The sequence below is a fragment of the Leminorella grimontii genome, from assembly GCF_039789245.1.
GTDB lineage: Bacteria > Pseudomonadota > Gammaproteobacteria > Enterobacterales > Enterobacteriaceae > Leminorella > Leminorella grimontii.
In genome coordinates this window covers 2,304,861-2,321,323 of record NZ_CP146357.1, presented here as the reverse complement: position 1 = coordinate 2,321,323, position 16,463 = coordinate 2,304,861, and the positions used below count along the sequence as shown (strand labels likewise).

Annotated in this window: 11 protein-coding genes and 1 pseudogene; 3 read left to right on the top strand and 9 right to left on the bottom strand. The window is 53.5% G+C overall.

Going from position 1 to position 16,463, the window contains the following annotated elements; genetic code table 11:
- Positions 1 to 35 precede the first annotated feature (35 nt).
- The 3 genes and pseudogenes from V8L73_RS10870 to V8L73_RS10860 form a co-directional block, all read right to left on the bottom strand.
- Positions 36 to 1,388, bottom strand: a complete 1,353-nt coding sequence (locus tag V8L73_RS10870; RefSeq protein ID WP_027273006.1) for an APC family permease — start codon at positions 1,386 to 1,388, stop codon at positions 36 to 38.
- A gap of 539 nt (positions 1,389 to 1,927) precedes the next feature.
- Positions 1,928 to 2,704 (bottom strand): annotated as a pseudogene (gene phsC, locus V8L73_RS10865) (thiosulfate reductase cytochrome B subunit); the annotation flags it as partial.
- Positions 2,705 to 2,717: 13 nt separating this feature from the next.
- Complete coding sequence (locus tag V8L73_RS10860; protein WP_261830840.1) at positions 2,718 to 3,356, bottom strand: 4Fe-4S dicluster domain-containing protein; 639 nt, start codon at positions 3,354 to 3,356, stop codon at positions 2,718 to 2,720.
- Between the two features lie 673 nt (positions 3,357 to 4,029).
- Here V8L73_RS10860 and V8L73_RS10855 point away from each other — a divergent pair.
- Positions 4,030 to 5,991 carry a heme lyase CcmF/NrfE family subunit gene (locus V8L73_RS10855; RefSeq protein WP_347252984.1) on the top strand — a complete coding sequence of 654 codons (1,962 nt, stop codon included), beginning with the start codon at positions 4,030 to 4,032 and terminating at the stop codon, positions 5,989 to 5,991.
- A complete protein-coding gene (ccmI, locus tag V8L73_RS10850; RefSeq protein ID WP_347252983.1) occupies positions 5,988 to 6,881 on the top strand; it encodes a c-type cytochrome biogenesis protein CcmI in 894 nt (297 codons plus the stop codon). The genes V8L73_RS10855 and ccmI overlap by 4 nt, the downstream gene beginning before the upstream one ends.
- A 246-nt stretch (positions 6,882 to 7,127) precedes the next feature.
- On the opposite strand, the gene V8L73_RS10845 is transcribed toward ccmI, so the two are convergent.
- Complete coding sequence (locus tag V8L73_RS10845) at positions 7,128 to 7,595, bottom strand: rhodanese-like domain-containing protein (protein WP_071783231.1); 468 nt, start codon at positions 7,593 to 7,595, stop codon at positions 7,128 to 7,130.
- Between the two features lie 77 nt (positions 7,596 to 7,672).
- On the bottom strand, positions 7,673 to 9,688 hold the full coding sequence (locus tag V8L73_RS10840; RefSeq protein ID WP_347252982.1) for a multiheme c-type cytochrome: 2,016 nt from the start codon (positions 9,686 to 9,688) through the stop codon (positions 7,673 to 7,675).
- Between the two features lie 799 nt (positions 9,689 to 10,487).
- Here V8L73_RS10840 and yajD point away from each other — a divergent pair.
- The gene (gene yajD, locus V8L73_RS10835; RefSeq protein WP_027273010.1) at positions 10,488 to 10,829 is read left to right on the top strand and encodes an HNH nuclease YajD; all 342 of its coding nucleotides are present in this window, start codon (positions 10,488 to 10,490) and stop codon (positions 10,827 to 10,829) included.
- Positions 10,830 to 10,866: 37 nt separating this feature from the next.
- Here yajD and V8L73_RS10830 read toward each other — a convergent pair whose 3' ends face one another.
- The 4 genes from V8L73_RS10830 to dsrO all read right to left on the bottom strand — a co-directional run bounded on the left by V8L73_RS10830 (position 10,867) and on the right by dsrO (position 16,414).
- A complete protein-coding gene (locus V8L73_RS10830) occupies positions 10,867 to 11,358 on the bottom strand; it encodes a hypothetical protein (RefSeq protein ID WP_261830843.1) in 492 nt (163 codons plus the stop codon).
- 130 nt (positions 11,359 to 11,488) lie between these two features.
- Entirely contained in the window at positions 11,489 to 14,581 is a 3,093-nt protein-coding gene (locus V8L73_RS10825; RefSeq protein ID WP_347252981.1) for a tetrathionate reductase subunit A, read from the bottom strand.
- Entirely contained in the window at positions 14,574 to 15,668 is a 1,095-nt protein-coding gene (nrfD, locus tag V8L73_RS10820) for an NrfD/PsrC family molybdoenzyme membrane anchor subunit (RefSeq protein WP_347252980.1), read from the bottom strand. The genes V8L73_RS10825 and nrfD overlap by 8 nt, the downstream gene beginning before the upstream one ends.
- Entirely contained in the window at positions 15,665 to 16,414 is a 750-nt protein-coding gene (gene dsrO / locus V8L73_RS10815) for a sulfate reduction electron transfer complex DsrMKJOP subunit DsrO (protein WP_347252979.1), read from the bottom strand. The genes nrfD and dsrO overlap by 4 nt, the downstream gene beginning before the upstream one ends.
- Positions 16,415 to 16,463: the final 49 nt, after the last annotated feature.

Genomic DNA, 16,463 nt, shown 5'->3' with positions numbered 1-16,463 from the left:
CCCCGTTAGGCTTTACTAGCGTAACCGCAGGCGGATTAGCCGATAATCAGATCGACTTCTTCAGCGGAGATTGACGGCGGCGTCTTGCGGAAGCCGCGCGTAATAAACGTGAGATACGCCGTACCTATCGCTAGCCAGATAATTCCCACCGTCAGCGCTTCTTTATCAAGACTGGTCCAGAGCCACAGCGTGAGCAGTACGCCGATGGAAGGCAGCACCAGACAGGTAAACAGCTTTTTCACGCCGTGGCGCTCTTTGCTGTCGATGATAAAGTGCTTGATAACCGACAGGTTGACGAACGTGAAGGCGATAAGCGCGCCGAAGCTTATCATTGACGCAACCATGCCGAGCGACAGCACCAGAGAGAACAGCGAGACCAGGCCGACGAAGATAATCGACAGCACCGGCGTCTGCAGCTTCGGGTGTATATAGGCAAATACCGACTTGGGCAGTACGCCTTCGCGGCCCATGGCGTAAAAGATGCGTACGATGCTTGCCTGAGACGTCATGGCCGAAGCGAAAACGCCGATCACGTAAGCCATGATGAAGCTGAACGCCAGCATCGTTCCGCCTACGCGTTTCATCACCTCAATGCTGGCGGTGTCCGCGTTCGGAATGAAGTCCTGCCACGCCGGGTAGGTCAAGTGGGCGAAGTAGGAGATGACGATAAACAGCGCGCCGGCGATAAATACGGTGTACATAATCGCACGCGGCAGGGCGCGTTTGGCGTCCTTCGTCTCTTCGGCCATGGTTGAAATGGCGTCAAAGCCCAGGAAGGCGAGGCACAGCACCGCCGCACCGGCAAACAGGCCTGAGACCTGATCTGTCGCGAACAGAATCGGCCGCAGCAGAACTTCCGGATCGAAGGTGAATGAAGTCTTCACGCAAAGATATAAGAAGATGCCGATAAAGACGAGCTGCATAACGATGATCAGCATGTTCATCATTGTGACGAGTTTGATGCCGAGAATGTTCAGCATGGTCACGACGAAAATCGTACTGCAGATAATGACGCTCATCGGTATCGAGGGGAAAGCCTCGTGCATATAGATGCCGATAGCGATGTAGTTAATGATCGGCAAAAACAGGTAGTCGAGCAGCTGAGTCCAGCCGACCAGAAAGCCCAGATTGCCGCCAAAGGTCTTTTGTACGTAAGAGTAGGCTGAACCCGACAGTGGGAGCGCGCTGGTCATACGACAGTAGCTGAGTGCTGTGAACAGAACCGCAGCGAGCGTAATCACGTAAGCTACGGGCAGATGGCCTTCGCTAAGTACGGTGACTTGTCCGTAGGTAGTAAAGATGCCGAGGGGAACCATATAGGCCAGTCCAAAGAATACCAGCGCGGGGGCTGTAAGTACTCTTTTCATTCGTACCGCGTTTTGTTGCATTATTTTCCAAGCCCTTCCCAAAAGCCCTATTCAATGTGGGTAAAGATGTCATTCATCAATATCCACACCTGAAATAATCAATTCCGCACTCATTTTCAGAGAACCTCCGAATTATCGGCGTCAATCGTTTACCGATAAGACATGCTTCAATGAAACGTCGGTGATAGCGATGCTATCTCCATCCGCTGGGGTGAGCGCAGGGGGCGTACCATATAGCACTTATTACGCTTTGGCAATCCTTCACAATGGCAAAAATTGCCTCCGCTAGCGCAGGTTGCCTTCAGGCCAGGCGTAGCAAGGCTTTGCGCCGGATTCATTTTGTAAATAAATGTTGTTGTCTCAGAATAAAATATTGGACTAAGGCTTCTTTTTCTATGAAATATCTTTCTTGTAAAGCATCGCGCCAGATACGTATGAAGTACCTGGCGCGGCGGCTTTTTTGTTTGTTTACGCTTACGCTACGGTGTCACCGTTTGGCCGGTAGCGCGCCGCTGCGCCGCTTCCACCGGCTTATTTTCACTGATAATTTCAATGTCATGATGGCGATGATAGCCGTCGATCATTGAGTGAAAAGAGGTGGTCGGCGTATCGCCCGTCGTACAAAGATACAGGTGGCCCAGCATAAACATCAGGCCCGCCAGAGCCAGCACAAAGTGAAGCTTCAGCGCCCAAAATCCCATTCCCGCAGCCAGCCCTAAGGAGGGATACAGGCACAGAAAACCGGTTAGCAGCAGCGCGGGCACCAGAAGATACATTATGGCGACATAGGCCGCCTGTTGCAGAGGATTAAACTTATTTTCCTCATTGGATTCGAAAGGGTGGGGCTCTCCTTTCATGATGCCGAAAAGATAGAACCGGGTTTGTTTAACCGCACGGCCCACAAATCCTTTGAAGCGAACGATATAGTGGTGACCGTTTCCGCCGTAGGCGTTGATTAGCACAAAACCTATCCAGCTTATTAATAGGAGGAAGCCGGCGATTTTATGTACCTGAACCAGCGTCGCCATGAGCTGATAGGGGCCTACCGCAAAGTGGTTAAGCAGGCCGCTGGCCAGCAGTACGACGAACAGCGCCGCGTTGCTCCAGTGCCAGGCCCTGACGCTGATGGGGTACAAATAGCTTTTATGCTGATGCCCAAGCCTGATTTTGGGGGCAAGCTTATAGCGTAAAAAGGCGTGGAGACCCAACGCGGCCAGCATGCCGACTATCGCCAAAGCGATTAAAATCAGCCAGGTGGGCCAATAGTCGGGCGTATACACCGTAACGTGGGAGGAGAGTTGAGACTGAAACTGCTCGGCGTTCCATGAGTGGCTCATCGTTTGCCTCCTTTTATAAAGAAACGATGCGGTAAATATGGGGCTTACCGACGTTTTTCAGCTGATGGACATAGTAGGTGCCGACGCGCAGCTGGCGCTGAACGTCTGCGCTTTCTTCTTCGCCGAAAAACAGCGCGTTTTTCGGGCAAATTCTGACGCAGACCGGCATGAATCCCTGACTCAGGCGCTTTTCACTGCAAAAGTCGCACTTATCGGCGACGTGCTTAACCGGATCGATATAGCGCACGTCGTAAGGGCAGGCCGAAACGCAGTAATCGCATCCTAAACACAGCGCCTTATTAATTTGTACGATGCCGTTTTCGTCCCGATAGGAGGCACCGGTCGGGCAGACGCTGATGCAGGGCGCATCGTCACACTGTTGGCAGGAGTGGCGAAAGTAGCGTTCTTCATTGTCGTTCTGCTCGGATTTGGGCAGAGGGATCATGCTAAGGCGCGAGTAGCCCGCGGGAACGTCGTTGGCCTTGGCGCAGGCGACGGCGCATTCATTGCATCCGATACAGCGGGTTTCATCGTGAATTAACGCGTAGCGCTTGCCCTTTTGAGTCATGGCGTTGGCGATCGCTCTTCCCGAACCTGCTATTAATACGGCGGATCCGACGGCCAGTAAAAAACGGCGGCGAGAGTGGCTCATGGCATTCTCCTTTTACCGGCTTTGGCGAGTTCCTGCGCTTGCTCTACGATCCTTGGCGGAAAAGGGGAGGCTGTAGGTATTGACGACAGAGGCTTAAATAGAAAAACGGGGGTCATTGTTTTTTCCTCTTAACACGATTCCAGTCTTTTTTAATTTTTATAAAATAGTGAAAAATAAAAATGACTACTCCATAAAGGAATAGAAAAATGCGTTATAGGGATAATTGTTATCCGCATTTCATATATTGGCTTTACTTGTTTTGGCACCTGTTTTGGGTATTAAAAGCCAGTTAGTACTTTAGAGTTATTTATAGCGACTTTGATTGATCTATCTCAATTTAACATTTGGTATGAAAAATAAACTTCATTCATCCAGGATGGGCGGATTTATTATTTGATGTGGAGCAATAAAGCGAAATAATGCGGTTTAAGCATTTTGCCTTTGCCGATACTATCTCAAAGACAATTTAATATATTAGATAAAGTGGTTAGCGTTATCGATTTTACTAAGATTTGGCCAGAATTGAACCTCGACTGGACCAAAATAATAATGAGATAAAAGATTCTATATCGATTTTTTTAATAAATACTTTTCTGTGAAGGAAGCGATAGATGAAGCACTCTGCGTATATCTGTGTCAGCAAAAAGCGTGTTAACTCCGGGAGAGCGCCGTCATGATACCGGAAACGGGCCACTTTTTCCTGTCGCTCTCTTTAGCCTTGGCGGCATTGCTTAGCGTTTACCCTCTCATCGGTGCCTATCGCCAACATCAACAGATAATGAATACGGCACGGCCTTTGAGCTATGCGCTGTTCGCATCAACGATGATTTCCTTCTTGTGCCTGGTTTATTCACTGATTAACAATGATTTTTCGGTGGTATACGTCGCTAACAACTCCAACAGTGAGCTTCCGGTATATTACCGCATTGCCGCCGCCTGGGGGGCGCATGAAGGATCGCTGCTGCTTTGGGTCGTTCTGCTGTCGTCCTGGACGCTGGCCGTTGCGCTGTTCAGCCGCCGTATGCCGCTTGAGGCGGTCGCCAGGGTGCTTTCGGTGATGGGAATGATCAACGTTGGCTTTTTGCTGTTTGTGACGCTGACCTCTAACCCGTTTGAGCGTCTGCTGCCGTTTTTCCCTATCGACGGGCATGATCTGAATCCGCTGCTACAGGACGTCGGGTTGATTTTCCACCCGCCGCTGCTCTATATGGGATACGTCGGCTTTTCCGTCGCGTTTGCCTTCGCCATCGCTTCGCTGATGAGCGGGCGGCTCGACACCGCCTGGGCCAGATGGTCAAGGCCTTGGACGCTGGCCGCTTGGATATTCCTGACGTTGGGCATCGTGCTGGGGTCGTTTTGGGCCTATTACGAGCTTGGCTGGGGCGGATGGTGGTTCTGGGATCCGGTGGAAAACGCCTCGCTGATGCCGTGGATTTCAGGAACGGCGCTGCTGCACTCGTTGGCCGTCACCGAAAAGCGCGGAACCTTCAAAGCTTGGACGGTGCTGTTGGCGATTGTGTCGTTTTCGCTCTGCCTGCTGGGAACGTTTTTGGTGCGTTCGGGCATTCTGGTGTCGGTTCACGCCTTTGCCTCCGATCCGACGCGCGGCATGTTCATTCTGGGCTTTCTGGTGCTGGTTATCGGCGGCTCTCTGCTGCTGTACGCCTTTAAGGGCGGGCAGGTGAACAAGAGCCGAGTACGCTATGACCTGTTTTCCAGAGAGACGATGCTGCTGGCCAACAATATTCTGCTGACGGCCGCCATGCTGGTCGTACTGCTGGGAACGCTGCTGCCGCTGGTGCATAAGCAGCTGGGATTGGGCTCGATCTCTATCGGCGAGCCGTTTTTTAACACCATGTTTGTCTGGATTATGGCCCCGTTTGCGCTGCTGTTGGGCGTTGGCCCGCTGGTGCGCTGGCGCAGAGACTCTCTGTCACCGCTGGCCAAGCGGCTGATGATTGGGGGGCTGCTAACCGTCGGCATCTCCTGGGGCCTTTTGCTGACCGAATCCCGCTTTTCGGTGATTGCGTTTATCGGGCTCATGATGGCGATATGGGTAGCCACGCTCAGCTGCTTTGCCTTTTACGAGCGCATTACCTATCGGCATTCGTTCTGGCAAGGCGCCCGCAGGCTGTCGGCCGGCCAGTGGGGTATGTTTCTTGCCCATATGGGACTTGCGGTAACGGTTATCGGCATTGCTTTCAGCCAAAACTACAGCATTGAAAGAGACGTGCGCATGAAGCCCGGAGACAGCGTGGCGCTGGAGGGATATAGCTTTAAGCTCGTCGACGTTAAGCTTATCGACGGCCCCAACTATACGGCGGACGTGGGTACGCTGGTCGTCACAAAAGGCGACGGTCAGGTTGCGACGCTGACGCCTGAAAAACGCTATTACGCAACGACTAAAATGGTGATGACGGAAGCGGCGATTGACGCTGGCATTGGCCGCGATCTTTACGGCGCGCTGGGAGAAAATCTGGGGGACGGGCAGTGGTCCGTTCGATTGTACTATAAGCCCTTTATGCGCTGGATTTGGTTTGGAGGCCTGTTTATGGCATTGGGCGGCATTCTGTGCATGCTGGACGCCCGATATCGTCCCCTTAAGGCGGCAAAAAGAGAGGTAGTCGCATCATGACGTCACTGATATTGACCATCGTACTGGCGCTCTTGATAGGCGTTTTTGCCTTTGTCTGGCCCCTGTATCGTCGCAGTGAAAAAGCGCAATCATCGCTGGCGCGAGACGAACTGAACAAGCGCTTCTATCAGCAACGGCTGGACGAACTTGCCCGCGAAGAGGGGCAGGGGCTGGTTGCGGACGCCGCGCCGATGGTAGAGGAGCTGCAGTTCAACCTGTTGGAGGACGTGCCGCAGAAGGAGAAAAAGGCGGGGCCTTCCTCATCCTCGGCAAACCACCGGCTTATGCTGGCGCTTCCCGGCGTGGCGCTGCTGCTTGCGGTTTCTATCGGCGTTTATTGGCTAAACGGCAGCTATCAAAAGGTGGACGAATGGCGTCAGGGGGTGAATCAGCTTCCCGCGCTGCGTCAAACACTGATTGAATCCGGCGTTGAGAGTATGGACAGGCAGCAGCTGGCGACGCTGGCCGTAGGGCTTCGCAGCGAGCTTGCGGAGCATCCTGAGCGGGTTGACGACTGGGTTATGTTGGGAAGACTGGGGCTGTATATGCGCGACATGACCACCGGCATAGAGGCGTTTGCCGAAGCCAGCCGCAGAGCGCCGGGAAACGTCGATATCCAATTGGGATATGCGGAGCTTCTGGTGCGTTCCGAAGAGCGTAATGACAATATCCTCGCCAGCGAGGTTCTGGTCGGCGTATTGAACAAGGATGGCGATAATATTCAGGCGCTTAGCCTGTTCGGCTATAACGCTTACGAACTGCAGGATTACGGGCAGGCCGTTCGCGCTTGGAAGCGTTTACTGCATCTGCTGCCGCCAAATGACAAACGCATCGCGGCGATAGAAGAGAGCATACGTCTGGCGCAGTCCGGTGGAAAAGCGCGCCCTTAACGCCGCATAGCGTGAGAAACATAAGGCCATTCGTGAATGCGAGTGGCTTTTTTCTGCCCGCGCATTATTGCTTGCCGACAGAGAATGGCGGCGTTTAAGCCGCCTAATGAAGCCGTAGCGCCTGAAAAATAGAAGCGCAGGACTGGGAGTCGGATTTCTCAAAAAAGCGCAGAAACGTACGCTAAGGGCCAAATGCGGGCAATGAAAAAAGGGCGCATTGCGCCCTTTGGATACAAGGATAGGAAATTAGCTCTTTCCTGGCGTAAAGTCCGTTTTAGGCATTTCTCCTCGTTCGAGGTCTTTCCCTGACTCCATCCATCCGAAAACGCCGTCCGGCATGGTGTATACGTGCGTATAGCCAAGCTTTTTCGTCTCTCGGGCTGCATCGGTGCTGGCGGTACAAAGCTTATTCATGCAGTAGAAAATAAGCGTTGCGTTCTTGTCCTTGGGGAGAAGGCTTTGCCACTTTTCCTGATTGATGTGGATAGCGCCGGGAACATGCCCCTGATTCCAGATTTCATCGGGGTTAACGTCAAGAAAGTAGACGTTTTTTTGCCCGTGCATGGCCTCAGCCTGATTCAGCGTGATGTGCATCGGCGTGTATTCATCAAGAACGCGTTCGGGCGCTTCCATGCCACCAGCGTAAGACAGTGGCGAGAGGGCGACCGCGCCAATGAGCGCCAGTGCGGGAATAAGCGTATGTCGAATTAACATAGAACGTCCTTACCGGTTGAATATGACGGCGCCCCTGCGGGCGCCGTTGACGTAGTTCAATGAGTGATGGCGCTGAATTACATTTTGCCTTTATTTTTGCGGGCTTCGCCGCTCAGAATAGCCTGAGCCTGTTGAATATAGGCCTGGCCTTCCTCAATACGGCTCTTGGTGTAATGTGGGCCATGGACGCCCCACGAACCGTCTTTCTTGACCGCATCGGCAATTTCTCGAGCCTGCTTGGCAAACAGCTGAACTTGAACTTTTTCGTCCAGGCTCAGGCCGCTCTTAGGCAGCTTTTTGTCGATAAGCTTCAGTCCGTTTTCGATCTCGGCGTAGCCGGTTTTAACCGGGGTCTGCCACTCTACAACCTTGCCGTAGATGGTTTCCTGATCTTTGAACTGCAGCCTTTCAGACAGCACGGTCTGCACCGGGCTGTGACAGCCGCCGCCTTCAGCAACGTCGATATCGCTGAAGCTGGTGCGTCCACAGGACCACATCAGGTCGATATAGCCTTTACCGTCCTGCTTGGCGATGGTCCAACCTTTGACGCTAGAATCACGCGGCTTTCCTTCCGGCGGGTTCAGCGTTTTCGCCTTTTCGTCTACGTTAATCTTCCAGATATGCGATTTACGAACGTTGTCGAAGCCAGCCATATCGGGGAATTGGATCGCCGCGAAGTTCTCGCAGCTGCCCATATTAGGCATGTGACAGGCGGTACAGTTGTTTTTGCTGTGGGTATCCCCTTGAGCCATAAACTGCTTTTGCTGTTCGTGGCAGTCCGTACACTGCTTCTTCAGGTTGGTGCGGGTAAAGCCGGACTTCCAGTCGTTGGAAGTGACTTCATGCGGATCGTGACAGGTAGAACAACGCATCCCTTTTTCATAGTGGGCGGTGTTGAACATCTGCGAACCTTCCGTACCGCAAGCCGGACAGGCGGACTTGAAGTAAGAGTTGAACGGATTTTTAGGGTTCTTCTCGGCGTCTTTAGGGTCCCAGGCGAAGCGCTGGTGGCAGCGTTCACAGTTAGAAGGCATCCCCGCGCCGCGCGCGCCGTAAAGGTGTGCGCCCGCACCGTGACACTCTTCACAGGCGATGCCTTTACTGATGGTATGCTTCCTAAGCTCTTCCGGCTTGCCGAGAGCGGCGAAGAATTCATTCGAATTCTTAAAGTCGAACTTGAAGGTATGGCACACTTCGCAATAGGAACTGGCGGGCTGGAACAGGAAGTTTTTCCGGTCGGATGCGCCGTAAGACGTCATGCCCCATACTTCAGAGCCTCGGATACCAAAGTCTTCCGGCTTGGTGGGGAAACCCGGTACGTAGCTTGCGATCTTCTTCACCATTTCTGGCGTTAAGGTCTCCGCCCAGCCGCGAGAGAACTGGTTTCCGCCGGCGACCAGCGTACCGGTGCCGTCTTTTAACAGTCCATCTTTAATGTGGTAGGTTCCGCGAACAAGGTAGCTGTCAACAAAGCCGTATTTGGTTCGCGGCGTACCGACGATAGCGAAGATAGCGTCGTGCGTAATCCCCTGTGGAAGAATAGAGGCTTTACTGCCGTACATGCCTTTATGGAAGTCCTTATCCGGCACTTCGTCCATCTCGCTTGGGAAGCGAATGGTCTTGGCGTGGCGCGAGCGCTCCCACTTTTCATACTGTGCCGGGTGGCATTCTCCGCACTTCTCCGGACCAACAAACTTGTTGGGTAAATCCAGAAAGGATTCTGCGCCCAGGCGATAAGTGATGGAGGTCGGCCGCCCGTGTTTTTCCGCATAGGCTTTGCCGCCGCTAATTTCTACAAACTCTTCACCCCGGTCGCTAAGCTGGGGTTCGCCTACTATTCGGCCTGCGGCCTGATATTTGAAAACGGGATGGTTTTTAAGCAGATAATCCCAATAATCTTTTTCCTGAACTACGTATCCTTCCAGCGTGCGGGGAGGATACGGTTCAACCGGCGGTGTTGCCGCCTGTTGCGCCGGTGCTCCTGACGTAGCGGCGGGCGCGGCGGAGGGCTGCGCTTGCGCTACGGTGGGAGGCAACATTACTCCGAACGAGAGTAACAGCGCACAGGAAAGCGATCGTCGACGTATGCTCATTGTGGGCCCCTTGGTATAAGAATAAATGCATTGCTTCTTGGGTGCTGACACCCTTTGTCGGCTATTTTTATTAGCCAGCCCGCGCCGGGGAGGCGGCGGGGCTGAAAGTGATCCTTGCCTTAAAAATTAATCACAAAGAGGTATCACCGAAGCATAAGATAACCATAAAGACTGAGTGGTTTTTGATTTTAGTCATTAATTTTAAGGGGATAAGCCTGATGGAAAGCGTTTGTGGCGGAATGCCAAAACGCTTATTGTTTCTTTTATTTAACAATTAATTAATTTTCCATAAATCGGAAAAGGATTATTCAATTTTCATAAGATCTATTCCGTTATTAAATTCTGTTTATATGCGTGTGAGAAGATCATTTAAGAAGTTTTTTGATATATCTATATTTGAGATAAATGTTATTTGTTTTTCTTGTATGCATGCTTTTTTCATTTTCATTACATATTCCACTTTCATTTGGTTTTATATTTTTGTGATCTGTGTCATTAATTATTTTTACGGTTCTTTACGATTTCGAGATTAATTAAATATGCATTTAATATATTTATAATTAGATTTCTCGATTAAGCTTACCGGTGTAGCTAATATAAAGAAGTAAATGGAAACGTTCCTGTTAATTCTTTCTTAATTAAAAAACGAAGAAGGCGATTAATCAAAAAATCGCAAGGGGAAATAGGAACGTGTTGCGCGCTGACGCTAAGTGAGAGCGGGCCTTAACGCCGACTGTTCACCCGGTTTTTTTAGCGTTAAAATGGCGCTTTCTATCGAACATTAATGAGAACGGGGCTTATGGCTTACATTCCTAAAAACTATGCCAGGCTGGAGAGCGGCTATCGGGAGAAGGCGTTGAAGCTTTTTCCCTGGGTGTGCGGGCGGTGCGCGCGCGAATTTACCTATTCAAACCTGCGCGAACTGACGGTTCACCACATCGATCACGACCATTCCAATAATCCGGAAGACGGTAGCAACTGGGAAATGCTTTGCCTGTACTGCCACGACCATGAACACTCGAAGTATACGGAAGCGGAACAGTATGGTACGACGGTCGTTGCCGGCGAAGATGCACAGAAAGAGGTAGGCGAGGCGACCTATAGCCCCTTTGCAAACCTGAAGGATTTAATGAAGAAATAGCCTTTTTACATATAGCGCGCCGCGCTGTCGCGGCGTGTTAGCCTTTCGCCTCGATCTTCTTTTTCAAGTATTCGTACGCCTCGGTGAACGCCGCTTCGTTTTTCATCATGCCTTTTTGAATTACGTGCTTGCCCTGCAAAGTGGTCACCGCCATAGCCTCATTAAACTGCGCGTTAACCCGCTCGATGCTGATGATATCCCGATAGGGGACCTCAATCGTTTTAGGAAACACGTGCCCCTTTGGATAGCTGACGGCACTATCGCCGAAGATCAGGCGGCAGCGTGAGGAAATAAAGCTGTTTGCCAGAGCGATAAGAGACATTATGGTGAGCAGAGCAAATATGGCCGTGGTTGCGGCCAGCAGCGTTTTGGTCTGTTCTACCGTGAGGGTCGCCGAACGGCCGACTTCCAGCCAGTTAGAGGTTTGGTCTATCTGCTGGTAGGAAAAGCCGGTAAACCAGCCAAAAAACAGGATGCCTAACAAAATCGCGCTGCGTTTAAGATGATAGGCGTATTTTACCTCGGTCACCGCTTTCCCCTCTTAAGCCGTTTGTGTGGGGATATGGTAGCAGAAGGCGAAGAGTGAGGATGTGTTTTATACGGCATAAACGCAAACCGCCCGGCGGGCGGCTTGCCGTAATAAACGCGTCGAGGAGGGATTAGCTGCGCGATATCTTCGCTGGCAGCGCCTGTCTTGCAGCAGAGCCGACCACCCAGTCGAGCAGGACGCCTTTTCCTTCTCGAGTCGGATCGGTGAGGCCGATGTCGTTAATATTGACGCCCTTAACGTCATCTGTGCGCGGTTCCTGCGGCCTATCTCCAACGGTATGGGCTCTGGCTCCGAGTTCTTTATGGCCGAATCCGTGCTCTATCGCCAGCGTTCCGGGGATAACCCCTTCCACGACGATGGCGGCAGCTCGCATTTCTCCGCCCGGCGTTGCAATGGTAAAGGCGTCGCCGGTAGAAATAGCAAATCGCTCGGCGTCCTGAGGGTGAATGTAAACCGGGTTGGCGCCCTTAACGCAGTTAAGAAGCGGGGATAGCTGAGAAACGCTGCTGTGGACGTTGGATTTAAAGCTGGTCAGCAGCAGCGGCCATTCGCCCTCAGGATAAACCTGTCGAAGCGGCGTGCCGTCGGCCGTCAGCGGCGGATACCAGGTAGGGCAGCCGACATAGCGTTTGCCTGACAGACTGTTTCTGCTGGTTGCCAGCGTTTCATTCCAAACGGCCAGCGGCTTTTTCCAGCGGTGTTTCATCCTATTTCCCTGATAGCGTTCCGAAGCGTTTTCAAAGCGGCCGCCGCGGGCAAGCACGTAGGCGACCTTGAGCAGCTCGTCGGGTGCCAACGTTTTTTCCATCGCGGGGAGTAAACGCTCAAGGCCGGACAGCTGAACGTCTTCCATGCTGGCGTTGGGCACGCCGCCGTCAATGAAGGCGAGATTGGCAGCCGCCATCAGATAGTAGTCTTCCGCGCTGTGAATATCGCGCCAGCTTCCTTCGGCGTCCTGTATTGCCTTTTCGCCAAAGCCGCCGAGCTTAAGCCGCTTGGCGATATCAATAATCACGTTCTCCATGTTGATAGGGCGACCGTCGGGCGTATGTGCATTCAGGCAGTTCACTACGGGCCAGCGGGCGGTGGTGGCTTTTGTCGGCACGCCGTGCCACGGCGCGGCCATGCCCCAGCTTTCGTAGGTTACGCTGTCAGGGATGAGATAGTCCGACAGCGCGCCGGTTTCGCTGATAAAGGGATCGATAGTGATAATGAGCGGCAGCTGCTGTGGGTCTTTAAGTTTTTCTTCCAACAGCGCGGCAATTCCCGGGATAGCGTACAGCGGATTGGCCATGTGGTTTATCCAGGCCTTTAGCCTATAGGGATAGCCGTCTATAGCCGCGCTTAGCTGTTCGGTCATCAGCGGCTGAGAGAACGGATACCATGGGGCGCGGGTGGGATAGGGGGATTGGCCCGCATCGACTCTGCGCCGGTATTCGCTGGTGTTCTCATACTTAAACCGGTTGCGGGAAATGAAAACGCCTTTAGGAACAACTTTGTTGGGAAACTGCGCAAAATTATATCTTGGCCCCTTTCCGCTGGTAGGGTAGCGCCCGGCCTTGGCCATCACGCCGCCTTTGACATTCAGATTGCCGATCAGCGCATTGAGCATCAGGATGGCATAGGCGGTATAAAAGCCGCTGCTGTGCATGGTGCCGCCGTGGGTATCGACGGCGGCCCGATCTCCGTGGCTGGTGAACCGGGTGGCCAGCTGGATAATCTCCTCAACGGGGATGGCGCACTCTCGGCTGTAGAAATCCAGGTCGTACTTCATCGCTTCTTCTTTTAACAGCTGGAGCGAGGACTTCACGTGAGCCGTTCCCGACGGTGTCGCTATTTTCGTATCAACAAACAGCTGAGCGGGTGCAGGCTGCGTGCTTAGTGTGAGTTGCCCGCTCGCTTTGTCGATAACTAAAGGCACATCGTCGTCGGACAACGGTTCGCCGCCGTAGGGCATATTCATTTCAGACGCGCGCAGAAATGCGCCGCACCTTGGGTGCTGCTCGTCGCAGATAACTAAGTGAGTGGCGTTGCTCCAGTGGGCCGTATTGGCCACCGCCATGGCAGCTTCGCCGGGCTGAGATAAAAACAGGGCGTTGAAACGCTCATTTTCGATTATCCAGCGGATCATGCCCATCACCAGCGCCGCGTCGGAGCCGGGTTTTATCGGCAGCCAGCGGTTGTTGTCGCCGGCCGATAGGCTGGACGACGCGGGCAAAGAAGGAGACACAACGACGTATTCGAAGTCGGGACGGGTTCTGGCGCTGGCAAGCTGTCGTGCCTGGCGCTTGAACGGATTACCCGCCTGGGCCGGGGACATGCCGATAAACAGCGCGAACTTAACGTTTTCGATATCGGGCTTAACGTGAGTATAGTTATCCAAATCGTTCATCAACGCGCCCGACCCCGCACGGAATGAAAAACCACAGTAGGCGCCGTGGTTACTGAAGTTGCGCGTGCCGAAGCCGTTAAACGTAAAGCGTTTAAGAATATCGTCGCGGCCCTCATCGCTGGCGTTGGTAACCAACAGCTGGTTGGCCTTCGGGCCGTACTCTGGGTTTTGAGCGTCCAGCGGCGTTTCAATATCGCGGATTGCCCGCAGGCCGTCGACGTGGCCTTCGCCGAACAGGTCTCCTCCTTCGATGATCTCATTTAAGAGTTGTTCATAGCTGATGGGGAGCCACTTGCCTTCTCCTCTTTTCCCTGCTCGCTTCATCGGTTGAGTAATGCGATAGGGGCTGTTGCGCAGCGCCAGCATCGCATTGCCGCGGGCGCAGGCGGTGGAACGGCCGTCACCCGTGCCGGACTCCCCGGTCAGAGACAGATAGGCCCGTTTTATCGGCGTTTCAAACGGGAGCTGTTGCTCTTGAGAAAGAGGATGATAGGGGTTACCGGAAATGCGCAGTATCTCGTCCGTTCTGTTGTCGATTCTCACCCGGACGCCGCACAGCGTCCAGCAACCCAGGCACATTGACGGACTTACGCGCTGATTGGGATTGGCGATCAGGCGCTCCTTGTGCGTTATCTGGTATTCCGGCTCAAGCGAATTGCCGAAGTGCGCATGTTTAGGCTTTTCTCCAGAAGAGCCGGTAATGACGCCCTCCAGTATGTGTTTAGCCGTTTGCCCATAACCGGCGATAAACGCGGAGGTTCCGCCGACGGCCAGCCCGGCTTTAAGAAGGTTGCGGCGATTCTTATTCATGACGGTCACCTTGAACGGTTGAAACGTTGGATAAACGGGAGGGCGACGTATCGTTAGCGATGACGCCTGACGTTACGACGGCAAGCGCGAGCCAAAGTCCGGCCATACCGACAATGCCTAAAACGCCGGACGTTCCCCAGTCCAGGGCATAGGGGTAAAGACCGGCGTCGTAGCGCGGCACGCTTTGAACATTCAACAGCGTTACCCAGCGAACGAACCAGCAGGCCGCCACAGAAAGAAGGCCGAGCGCAGCGGCCCACCGGCGAGAAAGCGTAGAACGGCTAGCGGCAATGAAACAGGCGATAAGCAGCGCCATAACGCCCCCGATGCGCCAACGCCAAACGTCATGAATCATTAGATTCATTCCCTGACCGTTGATGAGCCAAAGCGGAAACAGCAGGCTGCTCAGTAGTGCAGAGATGAGGATCGCCCTGCGGATAAACGACGCATCGGGCGCCGAAAAGCGGCTAAGGGTCGACAGCATCAACAGAGTCAAACCCGATGTTCCTAAAAAGGCGGTGACAAACCACAGCAGTGGGGATGCTGGCTGATGCCAAAGCGGGCGGCTGGCGACAGCGGCGACTTCTGCGCCGGTATAAAGCGCAACGCTGAGCCCTGAAATCACGGTAATCAAAGCAACGAGCGTTAAGGTGCGCGGCGACGTAGGCCATTTTCCCAGCGACAGGAGGGCGAGTCTGCGCATCGTTGAATTAGGGTGTTGTTCTAGGGCGCGTATTGACGGACGCAGGTAAAGCCAGGCGGTCAGTACCGCCAGTAAAGAAAACAACGGCAGTAAAACGGCGCCCCGCGACATCCACGAGCTGGGGGTCAGATGAGCGAAAAAGTGCCACGCCCGACCTGGCTGATGCAGTTCGGCCGTAAGGGCCAAAGGGCCGACGGCGGCAGAAATGGCTAATACCAGCGCCAGCGAGCTTCTTAACGCCGGTGAGGTTTGGCGATGACGCAGCAGGGACAGCGTAAACAGAATGGCCGCCCCGTAAGCTGACCCAATATAGAAAAAGTACTGAACGGCCCACGGTAGCCATGCGGTTTCCTGGGCGGGAACAAGGATTTCAGTGATTATCATAGCGTTTCCCCCTGGGGCGTATAGGCGACCGGGTTACCCTTTACGTGAGAGGTAAATTCCTCGCTCATGCCGATATAAAAAACGTGCGGCGCGGTTTTTTGCTCAGGCTTGAGCACTTTGATATCCGCCGCGTTTTCTTTCAAAAGCCGATTAATTTCGCTTTTGGGATCGTTTAGATCGCCAATTACCCTTGCGCCACCGACGCAGGTTTCCACGCAGGCGGGCAGCAGGCCCGCTTCCAAACGGTGCGCGCAGAAGGTGCACTTATCGGCGGTTAGCGTGCGTTCGTTAATAAAACGAGCATCGTAAGGGCAGGCCTGTACGCAGTAGGCACAGCCCACGCAGCGCTGGTTGTCAACCATTACGATGCCGTCTGCACGCTGGTAGGTAGCCTGAACCGGGCAAACCGGTATACAGGGCGCATCGTTGCAGTGGTTGCACAGGCGCGGCAGCATAAAGGCTTTGACCTGGCCGGGGGTGATATCGGTTGGGGGGATCGAAACCTGATACTGTTTAACCGTTGTGCGAAACTGCCCCAGCGGCGCCTGATTTTCGATAGCGCAGCCGACGGTACAGGCTTGGCAGCCTACGCACTTGCGCAGGTCAATCACCATTGCAAAGCGTTTGCCGCGCATTCCTTCTCTCGGTCCGTCAGAGGTCGAGGCCGCCCGCGCGGTCGGGATCAGCGCGGCGCCGGCGGTGATTAAGCCGAGGCCGGAAAGTAAATGGCGTCTGTTTTTATCCATAGCGAAATCCCGTTAACTGACAGTGAAAGTGTGTGATTCGATACGGAGC